Origin of the sequence: Aureivirga marina (assembly GCF_015767265.1) — a bacterium.
GTDB lineage: Bacteria > Bacteroidota > Bacteroidia > Flavobacteriales > Flavobacteriaceae > Aureivirga > Aureivirga marina.
In genome coordinates this window covers 831,409-847,840 of sequence record NZ_JADPIB010000001.1, presented here as the reverse complement: position 1 = coordinate 847,840, position 16,432 = coordinate 831,409, and the positions used below count along the sequence as shown (strand labels likewise).

Here is a 16,432-nt window from a genome sequence, read left to right as displayed (position 1 = left end):
ATGCCGACAACAAAAAAAACTAAAATTGTAGCAACATTAGGCCCTGCTTGTTCCGATAAGAAGACAATGTTCAAGATGATCAAAGCAGGTGTGAATGTTTTTAGAATAAACTTTTCACATGCAAACTACGATATTGTAAAGAAAAATATTGAAATAATTCGTGAATTAAACGACGAACATAATATTAATACTGCGATTCTTGCAGATTTACAAGGTCCTAAACTTAGAGTTGGGACAATGAAAGAAAATGTTTTAAATGTAGGAGATACTTTTACATTCACAACAAATGAATGTATCGGAGATGGGAAAAAAGCATTTATGACATATCAAAACTTCCCAAGAGATGTCAAAAAAGGAGAACATATTCTGGTAGATGATGGAAAGCTTCTTTTTGAAGTAATAGATACAAATGGAGAAGATGAAGTCCAAACAAAAGTTTTAAGAGGAGGAAGTTTAAAATCTAAAAAAGGTGTAAACTTACCAAATACAAATATTTCTTTACCAGCTTTAACAGAAAAGGATATAAAAGATGCAAACTTTGCGATTGAGCAAGGTGTAGATTGGATTGCTTTATCATTCGTAAGAACGGCAGAAGATTTACAATCTTTACATAAATTAATTGCGGAAAAATCACAATTTAAAATTCCTGTTGTAGCTAAAATTGAAAAACCAGAAGCAATTGAAAATTTAGATGCATTAATTCCTTATTGTGATGGATTAATGGTTGCTCGTGGTGACTTAGGAGTAGAATTGCCGATGCAAAAAGTTCCTTTACTTCAAAAGAAATTAGTACAAAGAGCAAAACAAGCTAGAATTCCTGTTATCATCGCAACGCAAATGATGGAAAGTATGATTCAAAGTCAAGTTCCAACAAGAGCCGAAGTGAATGATGTTGCAAATTCAATTATGGATGGAGCAGATGCAGTAATGCTTTCTGGAGAAACTTCTGTTGGAGAATATCCTGTAACCGTTATTGAGCAAATGGCTAAAATTATTCGTGGAGTTGAACATTCACCATTAATTCAAGTTCCAAAAGATCCACCTTTTATTAAAACAAATCGTTTTGTAACGAAAGCAGTTTGTTATCATGCAGCTTCTGTTTCGGATGAAATTGATGCAAAAGCAATTGCTACTTTGACAAATTCTGGTTATACAGCATTCCAAATATCTGCTTGGCGACCTAAAGCAGATATTATCACTTTTACTTCAAATAAGCGAATTTTAACGATGTTAAATTTACTTTGGGGAGTGAATGCTTATTTCTATGACAGAAAAGTAAGCACAGATGAAACAGTTGAGGATATCAATAATTTTGCAAAAGAAAAAGGTATTGTAAAAGATGGTGATTTTGTAGTTACATTAACTTCAATGCCTGTAAAAGCGAAAGGAATGGTGAACACACTTCGAATTTCTGAGATTGAATAGTACTTAATCTTTATTAAATATTTTAAAAAGAAAAAGCCTGTCGAATTTGACAGGCTTTTTTGATTTATATCTTTTCAGAATCTTATTGTTCTAAGATTTTGATATTATAAACTTGTACTAATGGAGCTTGAGAAGTACTTCCTGTATATCTATAAGCAATATAAACAGTGTTTGAAATATGTCCACTTAAGTTTACTTCTCCTGAAGGAACGATTTCATAGTTAGCGTTTCCAGGTCCAGCTAAGTCAGCACTTAAAGCAGTCCAAGTTGCAGTTTCAACACCAGCTTCAGTTCCATCAAAATCAGTTGAAACTAATACTTCTAATGGTTGGAATCCATCCACAGCAAAAGCAGTTGCAGTTTCAAAAGTTAAAATAGGTGAAGTTGTAGAACTTAAATCGATTGCTGGAGTAATTAACCATCCGATGTTTTCAGCTTCTCCTGAGTTAAATGGAGAGAATTTAGCATATTTTACATCGTTAAATTCACCACCATTCCAGTTTCTAGAACCAGCTTGTGTAAAGTTAAGCCATCCTGGTAAATTAATAGCTTCATTGTTAACAACATCACTAAAGTCTTCGCTAAATAAAGGATCACATCTGTTTTCAGTAAACTGAACGTCTTGTGTTCCTCTAATGAATAATTGGTTAGTACTGTTGAAAGCACTAAAGATAGCAACTACAGATCCTCTACCTTCTGGGAAAGTTTCAGATTTGAAAGAAGCAAATCCACTATTTCTCATTACGATATTTTCTCCACCAGAACAACTAACGATCGTTCTGTTTACAGAGAAAGTATTATCATAGTTTGCATAAGCAGATCCTAATTCACTTTCGATTAATTGTCTGTCATTTAATTTAATTAAAATTCCATGTAAAGCAGGAGAGAAGTCAGCAGAAGTAACTTCTTTAGGAGTAACAGTCATCGTTTCTGGAGATCTTACTAAGTGATCTTCATAAGTGAATTCAGAAATTCTTCCAACGTCACTTCCATTTAATCCTCCAATTGTTAAAACTCCATTTAAAGAGTTCATGTATAATCCAGCTAATTTTACATATACTTTTCTACCTACATTATATTTTACGTAAGTATCTGTTGCATCTACACTAATTGTGATTCCTTCAGTTGGATCTGTTGGATCATCTTGTAAGTATATTGTTTTATAAATATTTCCAGATTCATCACTAGAAACTACATAAGCTTCAAAGATTAATTCTGAATCTGCACCGAATTCAATTAATGAACCAGTGTACATTTGTTTTACACCTGCTAAAGTAATATTTGGTTCTATATCAATACTTGGGTCTACTATCGTCGGAACTGAATAATCATCGTCGTTCACACAAGATGTTTGAAAAATAGCAAATAAACATCCTAAACTTAATAATAAAAATAATTTTTTCATTTTATTTTATTTAAAATCTTACATAAACATTTAAAAAATACGTTGTATCATATCCGTACCAATATTTAGGTCCGAATAATGGAGTTTGTCTACTTTTATCTTCTTTTAATCTTTGATAATTTGCGTTTCTTGATTGTTCGAAACCACCAGACTTATATAATTCTCCTAATACGTTGTTGATACTTGCAAATACACCAACATAATATTGGTTTATTTTCCAAGATTTTCCTCCTTGAAGATTTACTAAGAAAGCAGTATCAAACTTCTCTTGTCTTAATAATTCTTTTGCTTCATCTAAATCGATATCATTGAATGGTAATCCTTCTGAATCTAAGAAGAAGTTCTCAGTTCTTAAGATAGGAGCTACATCTAAATAATTATTTGAAATGATGTTTGCATTTGCTCCAACCCACCAATAATCTGGGTCTCTATATTCAAATCCTAAAGAGAATGCATTTTGTGGTCCATTACTTAATCTATAATCTTTTAAATAACTTTTACCATAGTCAACTAATGGTTCAGCACTTGAAGATTGTAAGTATAAGTTTGGATTGTTGTCATAAGTGTATTGTCCAACAGCAGCAGCTCCTTTAATTTTGATAGTTGAAGTAACATCATATTCTAATGATAACTCAAGTCCCATGTGTTTTTTATCAACTCCTGTTAACATTTCAGATACGAAATCAGAATCATCTCCTCTTAATCCTTGTGCAAAGAAGAAAGAAGTTTCAATTGCATCTTGGTATTTAGTATAATATCCTGTTAAACGTCCTTTAAATTTAGGTGCTCTAAAGATATAACTTAAATCCCCTGTCATGATTTTCTCACTATCAACATTAGGAATGATTGTGTTGTTTACTCTTACGTTTGCAAAAGTGTTACGGATATAAGGAGCTTGTGTCAAATATCCAGCGTTCACTAATACTAAATGTCTTCCTGTAAGTTTTAATGTTGCTCCAGCTTTTACACCAAAGTCATTGAAAGTTTGCTTTTCACCTTTTCCAAAAGAAATATTTTCAAATGTTCCGTTTTTGTATAAACCATCTCTTTGGTATGAAGTGTTTGTATAGCTACCAGAAATATTGAAGTCTACTTTGTTATATTGGAATTGGAATTGTGCAAATGTATTTAACGTTGAAGCCGTTAATTCGTAGTTATAGTTAAATTTATCTCCTATATAAATTTTTCTATCAGGATTATTAAGGTCTGACTGTTTCTTATTTCCTTCTGCAAATTGATCATAATCTAAGAAATAAGATCCTCCTAATAGATCTACCATTTCAGCAAAGTTATTTGATGTTAAGTTTTTATAACGAACACCAGCATCTAAAATGATATCTTCTGTGATTGAAGAGTTGAAGATTGATGAAGCAGAGAATAAGTTATCTTCTGTTCTATCTTCATATAAATAGTAAAGAGAATTTTCTAATGGATTTCCATTTAAATCGTATCTATTTAAGTTCACTTCGTATAATTCATTCCAGTCAACTTGACCGTCGTTTGTGAAGTTTTCATAAGCCAAATATGCATTTGCATAATCAGGATTATTTTCATCTCTTAAATAATAACTTGGAAGTTTTTTATAATACGTTGGATCTGGATTATCAGCGTTGAAATTTCCTAATCTACTGTTAGCAATATATCCAAATTGGTAAGCAACATTTGTGTTTAAAGAAGAAGTTTCTGATAAATCCCAATAGTGACTTAAAATAAACGTTGGCTCATTAATATCTCTATATCTTGAGTTTCTATTTTCACCATCTTGTTCTCCCCAATAAGAATTGTATTGATATCCTTTTAAATCATAAACTTCTTGCGTATTTGGTGAAGATTTTCCTCTTTTATTCTTCGCCATAAAAGCAGTTAAGTTTAAGCTATGATTGTCTGAAATTCTTTTTTCAATTGCGATAAAAGCACTCCAAGCATCATAATAAGAACCTTCAAAATAACCTTCTTCAGCAAATCTTCTAGAACCTAAAACAGCTAAAGCCCATCCGTTACTTTGCATTCCTGTAGAATAAGTAGCCATCGCTCTTCCTACATAATTACTGTTTGATGAAGATGCTGATAATCTAACTTGCTTTCTGTAAGAAGAAGCTCTTGTATCAAAACTAGAAACTCCTAAAACTCCTCCAAAAATTTGGCTTGATGGTTGTAAACCGTTAATATAAGTTTGGTTTCTAAAAACATCATTTAAACCTCCCCAGTTGTTCCACTGTGGTCTACCATCATAAAGTTTGTTCATTTCGATACCGTTGATAAGAACTGTTCCTTGATTAGAATCATAACCTCTTACTCTAAATCTTGCTTGTCCAACATTGAAAGCGGCAGCTTGTAAGAAGGCATCTCTAGATGATTGAAGTAATCCTGAAATATTTTCAGTTCCTCCACTTCCATTTTCATCCAAATCATCCTCGGTCAAAGTAATAACACTAAGGTCATTATCATCTTCAACATTTCTCTCTAAAACAATAATTCCGAAATCAAGTGACTCATTATCAGCTTTGATTGCAAACGGAATGTTTTGATTTAGATAGTCATCATAATTAATAATCAATACATGATTCCCTACAGGAACTTCTTTGATTTCAAATTCTCCTTCATCATTCGTTCTGTGAAGTTTTGTTAATCCTTTAATGGAAAGTTGTACATCTTTTAAAGGTAAGTCTGTTTCATTATCTATTATTGTACCCTTTATGGATTGGGCGTGAATAAAAGAAACCATGAAACAAAAAAAGATACTGAATGTAATAAATTTGATTTTCATCTTTTTTTACGTTACATGAATTAAATTTTCAAATCGTAGTTTGTCAAACCTAGTGGCGAAGGTACATTTTATTAATTTATTGGACAACAAATTCCTAAATTTTAAGAATCGTGTTTTTTAATGATTTTTTAAATTCTATTTGAAAAAATATATATAATTTTATCACATTATAAAAATTAGATGACGATGAGAAATAAATTCTTATTTATTTATGTGATTACATGCTTAATTTCTTTGCAAGGTTTTGGGCAAAAAAATGGAAAAAAGTATACTATTAGGACTGTAGCTTTTTATAATCTTGAAAATCTTTTCGATACTATTAATAATCCTACAACTTATGATGATGACAGAACTCCTACAGGAAAGGATCATTATACATCTAAAGTTTATTGGGACAAAATTGACAAATTGTCGAAAGTGATCTCTGAAATAGGAAGAGAGAAAGCAAAAAATAGCCCTGTATTACTTGGAGTTGCTGAAATTGAGAATAAAGAAGTACTTGAAGACTTAGCAAATTCTAAAAGACTTAAAAGAAAAAATTATGGAGTAATTCACTTTGATTCTCCTGATAGAAGAGGTGTAGATGTTGCTCTTTTATATCAAAAGAAATATTTTTCTCCTGTAGATTATAAAAATTATGAATTAAAATTATGGGGAGATGATGGGAGAAGAATTTATACGAGAGATCAATTGCTAGTAAAAGGGTATTTAGATGACGAACTAGTATACGTGATCGTTAATCACTGGCCATCGAGAAGAGGTGGTGAAAAAAGAAGTAGTCCATTAAGAGAAAAAGCTGCTGCATTAACGAAGAAAATTATCGATGAAATCTACGAAGATGAAGAAGATGCAAAAATTATGATTATGGGTGATTTCAATGATGATCCTAATAATAAAAGTATCAAAAATGTTTTAGGTGCTCAAAAATCTAAAAAAGTAGATGATGAAGAAGATTTATACAATCCTTTCTATAAAATGTACGAACAAGGAATGAGTACTTTAGGATATAGAGATAATATCAATTTATTTGATCAAATTATTATTTCTGGAAGCTTAATTCCTGAAGGAAAAGATTTCGATGATTATTCTTTCTACAAAGCAGGAATCTTTAATCCAAGTTATTTAACAAATTCTAAAGGTAGATATAAAGGATATCCTTTCAGAAGTTATTCATTCAATAATTATACTGGAGGATATAGTGATCACTATCCTGTTTATGTTTACTTAATTAAAGAAATTGAAGATTAATTAAATATTCATATAAAATATAAGAACCTATTAGATTTTACGTCTAATAGGTTTTCTTTTTTAAATAAGTTTTTATGTTGAAAAATACCATTCTTTATTTTTTATTAATTCTATTCTTTGCTTCTTGTAAAACAATAGAATATATTCCAAATTATAGTGAAGTAAAAGTTTTAAATCCGAAAAAAGAATATTTACTTAAAGAGAAAAAATATACTTTAATTATGACTTCTGGTTTGGGTTGTGGTTATTGTAATGCAGCGATGAAAGCATTACAAAAGTTCAAACATTCGGATAATCTAAAAATTGTAGTTGCAGAATTCGGAAATGAACATACAATTAAAAGATATCATGCAAGATATATGGATTCTTATTTGTTTATCAATCCGAAAGATGCTTCTATTTTTTCTAATAAATTCTTTCCAATCTTTAATCTTTACAAAGGAAATCAACTAGTTTGGGGATATGATGGCTATAGAGAAACACATATTTCGAAAATCGAATCTATTATTAAAGAGTAAAATTTAAGCATAAAAAAATCCAGAAAGTTTCGTTTCTGGATTCCTTTATTTTTAAATGGTTTTTTGTTTAAAATAAACCATTAATTTGCCCATCAATTTTGTCAATGATAAATCCTAAATCTTCTTCTTTATCGATGAAATTTAAATTATCAACATCAATAATTAATAAGTTTCCTTTATCATATTTAGAAATCCACGCTTCATATCTTTCATTTAATCTACTTAAATAATCAATACTAATCGAGTTTTCATAATCACGTCCTCTTTTGTGAATATGACCAACTAAAGTAGGAATAGAAGCTCTTAAATAAATCAGTAAATCTGGTGGAGAAACTAATCTTTCCATCAATTCAAATAATGATTCATAATTGCTGAAATCTCTATTTGTCATCAATCCCATCGCATGTAAATTTGGCGCAAAAATATGTGCATCCTCATAAATAGTTCTATCCTGAATAATTTGTTTTCCACTTTCACGAATATCTAAAACTTGACGAAAACGGCTATTCAAGAAAAAAACTTGTAAATTAAAAGACCAACGCTCCATCTCTCCATAAAAGTCATCTAAATATGGATTTTCTTCAACTGATTCAAAATGTGGTTCCCAATTATAATGTTTCGCTAACATTCTGGTTAGCGTAGTTTTACCTGCTCCAATATTTCCAGCAATTGCTACGTGCATAATCTATTTTTTCGAATAAAATTTGAGCGATAAAGTTAATCATTTTTTGAAATTTTATAGATTTTAATTCGCTTTCTTTCAAAAATATATAGATAATTTTCATTTAGATAAAAATCATAAATTCCTTTTGCAGAAACGTCGATTTTTTTTAGGTTTTTATCCGAAGTTAATTGGTAAAATGTATTTTCAGATTTGATTGCTAGCTGGTTATTATTACCTGAAATTTTTGAAACAGGAACTTTATCAAACACAGGTAAAATATTCAATTGAGAATCGACTTTTAACATGGTTTTTTCTTCCGTTATTAACCAACAAAAATTAAAAGTAGAATACATTTTTTCAATATTGGAATTTCGAATAATTTCTGTCTCTTGAACAATTCTTTTTAATCGATAATCATACAGATAAACTTTCTGTGTTACATCTGAAAATATCCAAAAATATGAATCCACAGATTTTCGCAAAAAAGAAACATTTAAATCTAAAAACTCAATGGTTTCTATTCTAATTAAATTTCTATTCAAGATTTCTGCACTTGAAAAATCTTTGTAAAAAAGTACAATTTTCGTCGGATCTGTAATATCTACAGAAGATAATTCTCCTAAATTAATGTTTGTGTAAGAAAGAGTTTGTGTGGACGTTTTCTTATATAAAACATTATTCTGTGTATAATAAATATTATCAAAAGCATCAATTCCAATAAAATCAGAAGCTTCTAAAGGAATTTCTTTTTCTAAGGTAACAGCAATTTGTGCAAAACCAATTTGGCTAAAAATTAAAACAAAAAAAATAAGTGTTTTTTGAAACATAATGTGCATTGAAATTTATCTAAAATACAAAGATTCTATTTGTAATGAAACGAAAAATCCCGACAAAAATGATATGTGTCGGGATTTTCTATAATATAAAAACTAGTAATTTACTTGTCTTCTTCTTTTGGAATAATTGGAATTGCTGGTTTTTTGAAAGTTCTTTTATTTGCAATCTTTGATTCTAATGAAAGTAATAAAGATGGTAATAAAAGTAAGTTAGAAACCATTGCAAATAAAAGTGTCACAGAAACCAATCCTCCTAAAGCAATCGTTCCTCCAAAACTTGAAACTACAAATACTAAGAATCCGAAGAATAATACAACAGAAGTATAAAACATACTTACTCCAGTTTCTCGTAAAGCTGCATATACAGATTTCTTTACTTTCCAATTGTTTGCTTGTAATTCTTGACGATATTTTGCCAAGAAATGAATTGTATCATCCACTGAAATTCCAAATGCAATACTAAATACCAAAATTGTTGAAGGTTTGATTGGAACTCCTAAATATCCCATCAATCCTGCTGTGATTAATAATGGGAAAACATTTGGTAAAATAGAAATAATAATCATTTTAAATGAACGGAACATAAATGCCATAAATAAAGCAATTAAAACAATTGCTAATGAAAGTGATAAGACCAAATTGTTAATTAAATAATTTGTTCCTTTCAAGAAAACTAAAGCTTTCCCGGTCATACTTACATTGTATTTTGACTCTGGAAATTCTTTCTTGATTTTTGCATATAATACTTCTTCAATTCGTTCCATTTTCTCCGTACCAATGTCTTTCATAAATGTAGTGATACGCGCATAACGTCCAGTAGAATCCACAAAATTCTCTAACATATTTGTTTCTCCACCCGAATTTTTAGCATAACTCAAAATGAAGTTTTTCTCTTGTGAATTTGGTAATTGATAGTATTTTGGATTTCCATTATAGAAAGCTTGTTTTGAAAATTTCACTAATTTATTTACAGAAATTGGCTCTGATAATTCTGGAATATCATGAATTGTTTCATTTAATTTTTCAATCCTTTTTAGTGTTGAAAGTTTCATTACACCATTTGGTTTCTTTGTATCAATTACAATTTCCAAAGGCATAATTCCTCCAAATTCCTGCTCAAAAAACACAATATCTTTGTAGAATTGCTTTCCTTTTGGCATATCTTCAATCAAACTACCAGAAACACGAATCATATACATTCCAATGATACTGAAAATGATTAATCCAACAGAACTCGCATAAATTGTGAATTTGTGATGTCTAACCATGTTTTCCATCCAATCCACAATTTTCTCAATCCAAGTTCGATCTAAATGTTTTAAATGTTTCTCTTTTGGAAGTGGAAGGAAACTATAAATAATAGGAATAATTAATAATGCTAAAATGAATATTGATAAAATATTAATCGAAGCAATGATACCAAATTCCTTTAAAAGTTGACTTTTTGTAAAAATAAATGTTGCAAAACCTGAAGCTGTCGTAACGTTTGTCATCAACGTTGCATTTCCAATTTTAGAAATTACACGTTGTAAAGACTTCGCTTGGTTACGGTGTTTTTTAATTTCTTGTTGGTATTTATTAATCAAGAAAATCGCATTCGGAACTCCAATTACAATGATTAATGGTGGAATTAAAGCTGTAAGAACCGTAATTTCATAACGGAATAAACCAATAAATCCAAATGCCCAAACAACTCCAATACTTACAACTAAAAGTGTAATAAAAGTTGCTCTAAACGATTTAAAGAATAGGAAAAAGATAAATGCTGTTACAAATAATGCCAATCCAACAAACATCCCGATTTCATCAATAATATTTTGTGAATTCATCGTACGAATGAATGGCATTCCCGAAACTCGAACATCAATTCCTGTTTCTTTCTCAAATTTTTCCACCAATGGATTTAAATCTTCAAAGACAAAATCTCTACGAATTGGTGTGTTTATAATTTCTTTATTTAAATATAAAGCAGTTCGAATTGTTCCTGTTTTCTTGTTAAAAAGAATATTATCATAAAAAGGTAAACTATCAAAAAGTGCTTTTTTAACCTCTAAAATTTCTTCTTTGGTTTTTGGTTCTAATTTGTAAAGAGGCTCTAGTTTAAACGTTTTACTTTCTGGATCTTTTACTAATTTTTGAATATCACCAAGCGAAATAGCAAAATCTACTTCTTTTTTATAGCTGGCTAATTTTCTAGATAATTCATTCCAAGCTTTAAATTTTTCTGGTGTAAAAACTGTCGAATCATTCGTCGCTAAAATGATTAAATTTCCTTCTTCTCCAAAAACTTCAAGAAATTTATCATACTTAATATTTGCTTCATGATCTGTTGGTAAAAGATTTGCTTCTGTGTGTGAAAAACGCATATACTGCATTTGTGAAGCTAGAAGATAAGTGATGATTGCAATAATCCCAAGAATGACGAATCTACCGTCTTTAATTATGATACGTGCTGCTTTATTCCAAAAACCCATTTTAAAAAATTTTCGCAAAGGTATGAAATTCGCACATTTATTCTTGGCTAAGTTTAAATATAAAATAACAGAGATTTAATATTAACTTATCATAACAAATTCTATGAACAGATTTTCATGGTTTCTTAAGAACTATAAGAAATTTAACAGAATGAGCGTCAAATCTTTTAATAAATTGTTTAAAATCAGTCTTTTTTATCGTTTTTGAAAACAGATAAATTAGATTTTTAAGTTTTGAATTAATTTAAAAATCGTACTTTTGCAAAAATTTTGATGTTTAACGAAAAAAGTATAGCATGCAACTGTACAATAAGTTAAGCGCAGATGAACGCGCTTTATTAATAGATAAAGCTGGAAAAGATCGTATCACGATTTCATTCTACCAATATCATAAAATTGAAAATCCAACGATTTTCAGAAATGAATTATTTGTAGCATGGGAAAAGCTTGATGTTCTTGGAAGAACTTATGTTTCTTATGAAGGAATCAATGCACAAATTTCTGTTCCAGCCGAAAATTTTGAAAAATTAAGAGATCAACTTTATAGTATTTCTTTTTTAAACAACATTCGCTTGAATGTTGCTATTGAACAAAACAACAAATCGTTTTTAAAACTGACGATTAAAGTTCGTGATAAAATTGTTGCGGACGGATTGGATGATGAATCCTTTGATGTTACTTCTATCGGAACACATGTTTCTGCAAAAGAATTCAACCAACTTTTAGATGATGAAAACACGGTTTTAGTGGATATGAGAAATCACTACGAAAGTGAAATTGGTCATTTCGATGGTGCAATTACTCCAGATGTGGACACTTTCCGTGAATCTTTACCAATTATCGAAGATGATTTAAAAGAACACAAAGAAGATAAAAATCTTGTGATGTATTGTACTGGTGGAATTCGTTGTGAAAAAGCAAGTGCATATTTTAAACATAAAGGTTTTAAAAATGTTTTTCAGTTAGAAGGTGGAATTATCGAATATGTTCGTCAGATTAAAACGGAGAGCTTAGAGAATAAATTCATCGGAAAGAATTTTGTTTTTGATGAAAGAAGAGCTGAAAAAGTTTCAGAAGATGTGATTGCATCTTGTCATCAGTGCGGAGAACCTTTTGATGTTCACACAAACTGTGCAAATGATGCTTGTCATTTACTTTTCATTCAATGTCCTTCTTGTGCTGAAAAAATGGATAATTGTTGTTCTTCAGAATGTCAAGAAATTGTTCAACTTCCTTTAGAAAAACAAAAAGAACTTCGAAAAGGAAAGGCTAATAGCAATAAAATCTTTAAAAAAGGACGCTCAGAAGCATTGAAATTCAAAAAGTAATTTCTTTTTTTAAAAAATTGAAGTGTATTTTTAATTAAAAAGAAATACACTTCTCTCAAACAAATCAAAAAATAACATTTAGGTTTTTTTTTAAAAGCTTAATTAAAAATAAAATCCACAACGGATAAAAGTTTAGGAAAACATGACACAATCTGGGAAAATAGAATTAATGGCTCCTGCGGGAAATTTTGAATCTTTACAGGCGGCTTTAGATAATGGTGCAGACTCTATTTATTTTGGTGTAGAACAATTAAATATGAGAGCAAGAGCTTCAATTAACTTTACATTAGATGATTTACCAGAAATTTCGCAAAGATGTAAAGAAAAAGGAGTTCGTACGTATTTGACATTAAATACGATTATTTACGATCACGATTTATCTATTGTAAAAACATTAATCAAAAGAGCGAAGGAAGCAGATATTACAGCTGTAATTGCGATGGATCAAGCAGTAATTGCGATGGCAAGAGCAGAAGGAATGGAAGTACATATTTCTACGCAAATTAATATTACAAACATTGAAACAGTAAAATTCTATGCAATGTTTGCAGATACTGTGGTTATGAGTCGTGAGTTGAGTTTACGTCAGGTAAAGAAAATCACGGAACAAATTGCAAAAGAAGAAATCAAAGGGCCTTCAGGAAATTTATTAGAAGTTGAAATTTTCGGACATGGAGCTTTATGTATGGCAGTTTCTGGAAAATGTTACATGAGTTTACATTCTCATAATTCATCAGCAAACAGAGGTGCTTGTAAGCAAAATTGTCGTAAAAAATATACAGTAATCGATCAGGAAACTGGTACTGAAATGGAATTAGACAATGAATACATCATGTCTCCAAAAGATTTATGTACGATGGATTTCTTAGATCAGATTGTGGATTCTGGAATTAAAGTTTTAAAAATCGAAGGAAGAGGAAGAGCTCCAGAATATGTTGCTAAAGTGATTAAATGTTACCGTGAAGCGATTGATAGTATTTATGATGGAACTTACAGCCAAGAAAAAGTAGAAGCTTGGATGGAAGAGTTGAAGAAAGTTTACAACAGAGGTTTCTGGAGTGGATATTATTTAGGACAAAAACTTGGAGAATGGAGTAAAGGTTCTGGATCGCATGCAACGCAAAAGAAAGTTTATTTAGGAAAAGGTGTTCACTATTTCCCGAAAGCAAATATTGGAGAATTTAAGATTGAGGCTTATGATGTAAAAGTTGGAGATACAATCTTAATTACTGGACCAACTACTGGAGCGCAAGAGATGAAAGTAGAAAGCATGTATGTGGAGGATAAAGAAGGAGATGTTGCTACAAAAGGACAATCTTTTACAATGAAAATGGATTTCAGAATTCGTCCTTCAGATAAACTTTATAAAATTGTAGAAGCATAATGGTAATTATCACTTTACAAAGAAATAAATGCATCGGTTGTAATTATTGTGTGGAATTAGCTCCATTACAATTTCAAATGTCAAAAAAAGACGGAAAATCGGTTTTACTTCATTCAAAGGAGAAAAAAGGATTTTTTACAATTAAATCACCTGACGATACTATTTACAATGATGCTGAAAATGCAAAAGAAGCTTGTCCAGTAAACATCATTGATGTTAAACAGATATAGTTTTGAAATAAATAAGATTTATAGGATAAGGGTTTATGATTTTATTTTTCATAAATCCTTATTTTTTCTCTGAAAATCTCTTATTTAAAGCTTATTTTTATGCACTTTTTTAAAATGAAATAATTGTTTAAAAAAGAAATAAAATAGAAGAAAATGAAGAAATATTTTATTACAGGAATAGGAACTGAAGTAGGAAAAACAATAGCTTCAGCAGTTGTAACAGAAAGTTTACAAGCAGATTATTGGAAACCTATTCAAGCAGGAGAATTAGAATATTCAGATACAGATAAAGTAAAAGATTTTATATCGAATACAAAAACAAAATTTCACCCAAATGCTTATGGATTAAAAACTCCGATGAGTCCACATGCAGCGGCTGAAATTGAAAATATAGAAATAGATTTAGAGAAAATTGTTTGCCCAAAAACAGAAAATAATTTAGTAATTGAAGGAGCTGGAGGACTTTTAGTTCCATTAAATAATACAGAAACAATTGCTGATTTATTAAAACCTGAATATAAAATTATTGTAGTTTCTCGTCATTATTTAGGAAGTATTAATCACACTTTGTTGACAATTGAAATGATTAGAAATAAAGGTTTAGAAGTTGCTGGAATAATTTTTAATGGAGATGAACATCCAACAACGGAAAACATTATTCAAAAAATGACAAACGTTCCTGTGATTGGAAGAATTAATGAAGAAAAGGAATTTACAAATGAGAAAATTTCTTTCTATGCAAATCAACTAGAAGAAAATTTATTAAAACTATGAATCTAACAGAAAGAGATAAAAAATATCTTTGGCATCCGTTGACACAACACGAATTGCATCCAAATCATTTGGCAATTGTAAAAGCGAAAGATGCTTCTTTGTTTGATGAAACTGGAAAAGAATATATTGATGGAATTGCTTCTTGGTACACATGTATGTATGGACATTGTAATTCGTATATCATAGAAAAAGTTCAACAACAAATGATAAATCTAGATCAGATTGTTTTTGCAGGATTTACACATGAGCCAGCAATCAAAATGTCTGAAGATTTAATGTCAATTTTACCAGAAAATCAAGCGAAAATCTTTTTTTCAGATAATGGTTCAACAACAGTGGACATCGCAATTAAAATGGCATTACAATTTCATTTTAACCAAGGAGAAAAGAAAAATAGATTCATCGCATTAGAAGATGCATTTCATGGAGATACTTTTGGAGCAATGTCTGTTTCTGGTTTAGATGTTTATAACGGACCTTTTTCAGATTTTTTATTGCAAATAGATAGAATTCCTGTTCCAACAAATGAAAATTTTGAAGAAGTAAAAGCGAAGTTTTTAGAAATTATTTCTTCAGGAAAAGTTGCAGGATTTATTTTTGAGCCACTTGTTCAAGGTGCAGCAGCAATGAAAATGTATGATAAAGAATTATTGGATGCATTGATTTTTATTGCAAAAGAACATAATGTTTTAGCAATTGCAGATGAGGTAATGACAGGTTTTGGTAAGACAGGAAAATATTTTGCAAGTGATTATTTAGAAAATAAACCAGATATTTTATGCTTGTCAAAATCGCTTACAGGAGGAATTGTTCCAATGGGATTGACTACTTGTTCACAAGAAATTTATGATGCTTTTTTAAGTAAAGAAATTTCAAAAGGACTTTTCCATGGACATACTTATTCTGCAAATCCTTTGGCATGTACAGCAGTTTCAGCAAGTGTAACATTGTTGAAATCGGAAGAAATGCAAAATAATATTCAGAGAGTTTCTAAAAAACATCAAGAATTTGCAAATAAAATTTCACAACATCCTTTAGTAAAAGAAACACGTCAACTAGGAGTAATAGTCGCTTTAGATATGGATGTTGACATGTCGAGATACGGAAAATTACGTTACGAATTATTTAATTTCTTTATGGAAAATGGTGCTTTTTTACGTCCATTAGGAAATACAATTTATATTTTAGCACCTTTTGTAATTACTGATAAACAATTAGAGAAATTGTATGACGTAATTGAAAAAGGCTTGAATTTTATTCAAAAAGCACAAAAACAAGAAAATGTTTACACTAAACAGGAAGCATAACATTTAATTTATAAATTCTTTTTTAAAAAGATATTTACGAAATATATATCTTTGTGAGATTAAAGAAGTAAG

13 protein-coding genes are annotated in these 16,432 nt (G+C 29.9%); 8 read left to right on the top strand and 5 right to left on the bottom strand.

Translation table 11 applies throughout. The annotated features are described in order from the left end of the window. On the top strand, nucleotides 1-1,425 hold the full coding sequence (pyk, locus tag I1A51_RS03880) for a pyruvate kinase (protein ID WP_196891282.1): 1,425 nt from the start codon (nucleotides 1-3) through the stop codon (nucleotides 1,423-1,425). Between the two features lie 82 nt (nucleotides 1,426-1,507). On the opposite strand, the gene I1A51_RS03875 is transcribed toward pyk, so the two are convergent. Together I1A51_RS03875 and I1A51_RS03870 are read right to left on the bottom strand one after the other, a co-directional pair. Next, the gene (locus I1A51_RS03875) at nucleotides 1,508-2,830 is read right to left on the bottom strand and encodes a DUF5689 domain-containing protein (protein ID WP_196891281.1); all 1,323 of its coding nucleotides are present in this window, start codon (nucleotides 2,828-2,830) and stop codon (nucleotides 1,508-1,510) included. Nucleotides 2,831-2,840: 10 nt separating this feature from the next. Beyond that, nucleotides 2,841-5,597 (bottom strand): TonB-dependent receptor, encoded by a 2,757-nt coding sequence (locus I1A51_RS03870; protein ID WP_196891279.1) that lies wholly within the window; start codon nucleotides 5,595-5,597, stop codon nucleotides 2,841-2,843. A 186-nt stretch (nucleotides 5,598-5,783) separates the two neighbouring features. Here I1A51_RS03870 and I1A51_RS03865 point away from each other — a divergent pair, with 186 nt between their 5' ends. Together I1A51_RS03865 and I1A51_RS03860 are read left to right on the top strand one after the other, a co-directional pair. After that, nucleotides 5,784-6,845, top strand: a complete 1,062-nt coding sequence (locus I1A51_RS03865; protein WP_196891278.1) for an endonuclease/exonuclease/phosphatase family protein — start codon at nucleotides 5,784-5,786, stop codon at nucleotides 6,843-6,845. A 74-nt stretch (nucleotides 6,846-6,919) separates the two neighbouring features. Beyond that, nucleotides 6,920-7,363, top strand: coding sequence for a hypothetical protein (locus tag I1A51_RS03860; RefSeq protein WP_196891276.1), 444 nt, complete (start codon nucleotides 6,920-6,922; stop codon nucleotides 7,361-7,363). Nucleotides 7,364-7,430: 67 nt separating this feature from the next. Here I1A51_RS03860 and I1A51_RS03855 read toward each other — a convergent pair whose 3' ends face one another. The 3 genes from I1A51_RS03855 to I1A51_RS03845 form a co-directional block, all read right to left on the bottom strand. After that, nucleotides 7,431-8,045, bottom strand: a complete 615-nt coding sequence (locus I1A51_RS03855) for a deoxynucleoside kinase (RefSeq protein WP_196891274.1) — start codon at nucleotides 8,043-8,045, stop codon at nucleotides 7,431-7,433. Nucleotides 8,046-8,080: 35 nt separating this feature from the next. Continuing rightward, nucleotides 8,081-8,863, bottom strand: a complete 783-nt coding sequence (locus I1A51_RS03850) for a hypothetical protein (RefSeq protein ID WP_196891273.1) — start codon at nucleotides 8,861-8,863, stop codon at nucleotides 8,081-8,083. A gap of 101 nt (nucleotides 8,864-8,964) precedes the next feature. Continuing rightward, the gene (locus tag I1A51_RS03845; protein ID WP_196891271.1) at nucleotides 8,965-11,337 is read right to left on the bottom strand and encodes an efflux RND transporter permease subunit; all 2,373 of its coding nucleotides are present in this window, start codon (nucleotides 11,335-11,337) and stop codon (nucleotides 8,965-8,967) included. A 296-nt stretch (nucleotides 11,338-11,633) separates the two neighbouring features. Here I1A51_RS03845 and trhO point away from each other — a divergent pair, with 296 nt between their 5' ends. The 5 genes from trhO (at nucleotide 11,634) to bioA (ending at nucleotide 16,360) form a co-directional block, all read left to right on the top strand. After that, complete coding sequence (trhO, locus tag I1A51_RS03840; protein WP_196891270.1) at nucleotides 11,634-12,665, top strand: oxygen-dependent tRNA uridine(34) hydroxylase TrhO; 1,032 nt, start codon at nucleotides 11,634-11,636, stop codon at nucleotides 12,663-12,665. Nucleotides 12,666-12,807: 142 nt separating this feature from the next. Beyond that, the gene (locus I1A51_RS03835; RefSeq protein ID WP_196885709.1) at nucleotides 12,808-14,049 is read left to right on the top strand and encodes a peptidase U32 family protein; all 1,242 of its coding nucleotides are present in this window, start codon (nucleotides 12,808-12,810) and stop codon (nucleotides 14,047-14,049) included. Next, entirely contained in the window at nucleotides 14,049-14,279 is a 231-nt protein-coding gene (locus I1A51_RS03830) for a ferredoxin (RefSeq protein ID WP_196885708.1), read from the top strand. Before I1A51_RS03835 ends, I1A51_RS03830 begins: the two co-directional genes overlap by 1 nt. Nucleotides 14,280-14,432: 153 nt before the next feature. Next, entirely contained in the window at nucleotides 14,433-15,053 is a 621-nt protein-coding gene (gene bioD / locus I1A51_RS03825; protein ID WP_196891269.1) for a dethiobiotin synthase, read from the top strand. Beyond that, complete coding sequence (gene bioA / locus I1A51_RS03820; RefSeq protein ID WP_196891268.1) at nucleotides 15,050-16,360, top strand: adenosylmethionine--8-amino-7-oxononanoate transaminase; 1,311 nt, start codon at nucleotides 15,050-15,052, stop codon at nucleotides 16,358-16,360. The genes bioD and bioA overlap by 4 nt, the downstream gene beginning before the upstream one ends. Nucleotides 16,361-16,432 lie beyond the last annotated feature (72 nt).

What these genes read in the sequence shown, in the direction of transcription:
- pyk (WP_196891282.1), top strand. Translation starts at nt 1, where the DNA reads ATGCCGACAACAAAAAAAACTAAAATTGTAGCAACATTAGGCCCTGCT.
- I1A51_RS03875 (WP_196891281.1), bottom strand. Translation starts at nt 2,830, where the DNA reads ATGAAAAAATTATTTTTATTATTAAGTTTAGGATGTTTATTTGCTATT.
- I1A51_RS03870 (WP_196891279.1), bottom strand. Translation starts at nt 5,597, where the DNA reads ATGAAAATCAAATTTATTACATTCAGTATCTTTTTTTGTTTCATGGTT.
- I1A51_RS03865 (WP_196891278.1), top strand. Translation starts at nt 5,784, where the DNA reads ATGAGAAATAAATTCTTATTTATTTATGTGATTACATGCTTAATTTCT.
- I1A51_RS03860 (WP_196891276.1), top strand. Translation starts at nt 6,920, where the DNA reads ATGTTGAAAAATACCATTCTTTATTTTTTATTAATTCTATTCTTTGCT.
- I1A51_RS03855 (WP_196891274.1), bottom strand. Translation starts at nt 8,045, where the DNA reads ATGCACGTAGCAATTGCTGGAAATATTGGAGCAGGTAAAACTACGCTA.
- I1A51_RS03850 (WP_196891273.1), bottom strand. Translation starts at nt 8,863, where the DNA reads ATGCACATTATGTTTCAAAAAACACTTATTTTTTTTGTTTTAATTTTT.
- I1A51_RS03845 (WP_196891271.1), bottom strand. Translation starts at nt 11,337, where the DNA reads ATGGGTTTTTGGAATAAAGCAGCACGTATCATAATTAAAGACGGTAGA.
- trhO (WP_196891270.1), top strand. Translation starts at nt 11,634, where the DNA reads ATGCAACTGTACAATAAGTTAAGCGCAGATGAACGCGCTTTATTAATA.
- I1A51_RS03835 (WP_196885709.1), top strand. Translation starts at nt 12,808, where the DNA reads ATGACACAATCTGGGAAAATAGAATTAATGGCTCCTGCGGGAAATTTT.
- I1A51_RS03830 (WP_196885708.1), top strand. Translation starts at nt 14,049, where the DNA reads ATGGTAATTATCACTTTACAAAGAAATAAATGCATCGGTTGTAATTAT.
- bioD (WP_196891269.1), top strand. Translation starts at nt 14,433, where the DNA reads ATGAAGAAATATTTTATTACAGGAATAGGAACTGAAGTAGGAAAAACA.
- bioA (WP_196891268.1), top strand. Translation starts at nt 15,050, where the DNA reads ATGAATCTAACAGAAAGAGATAAAAAATATCTTTGGCATCCGTTGACA.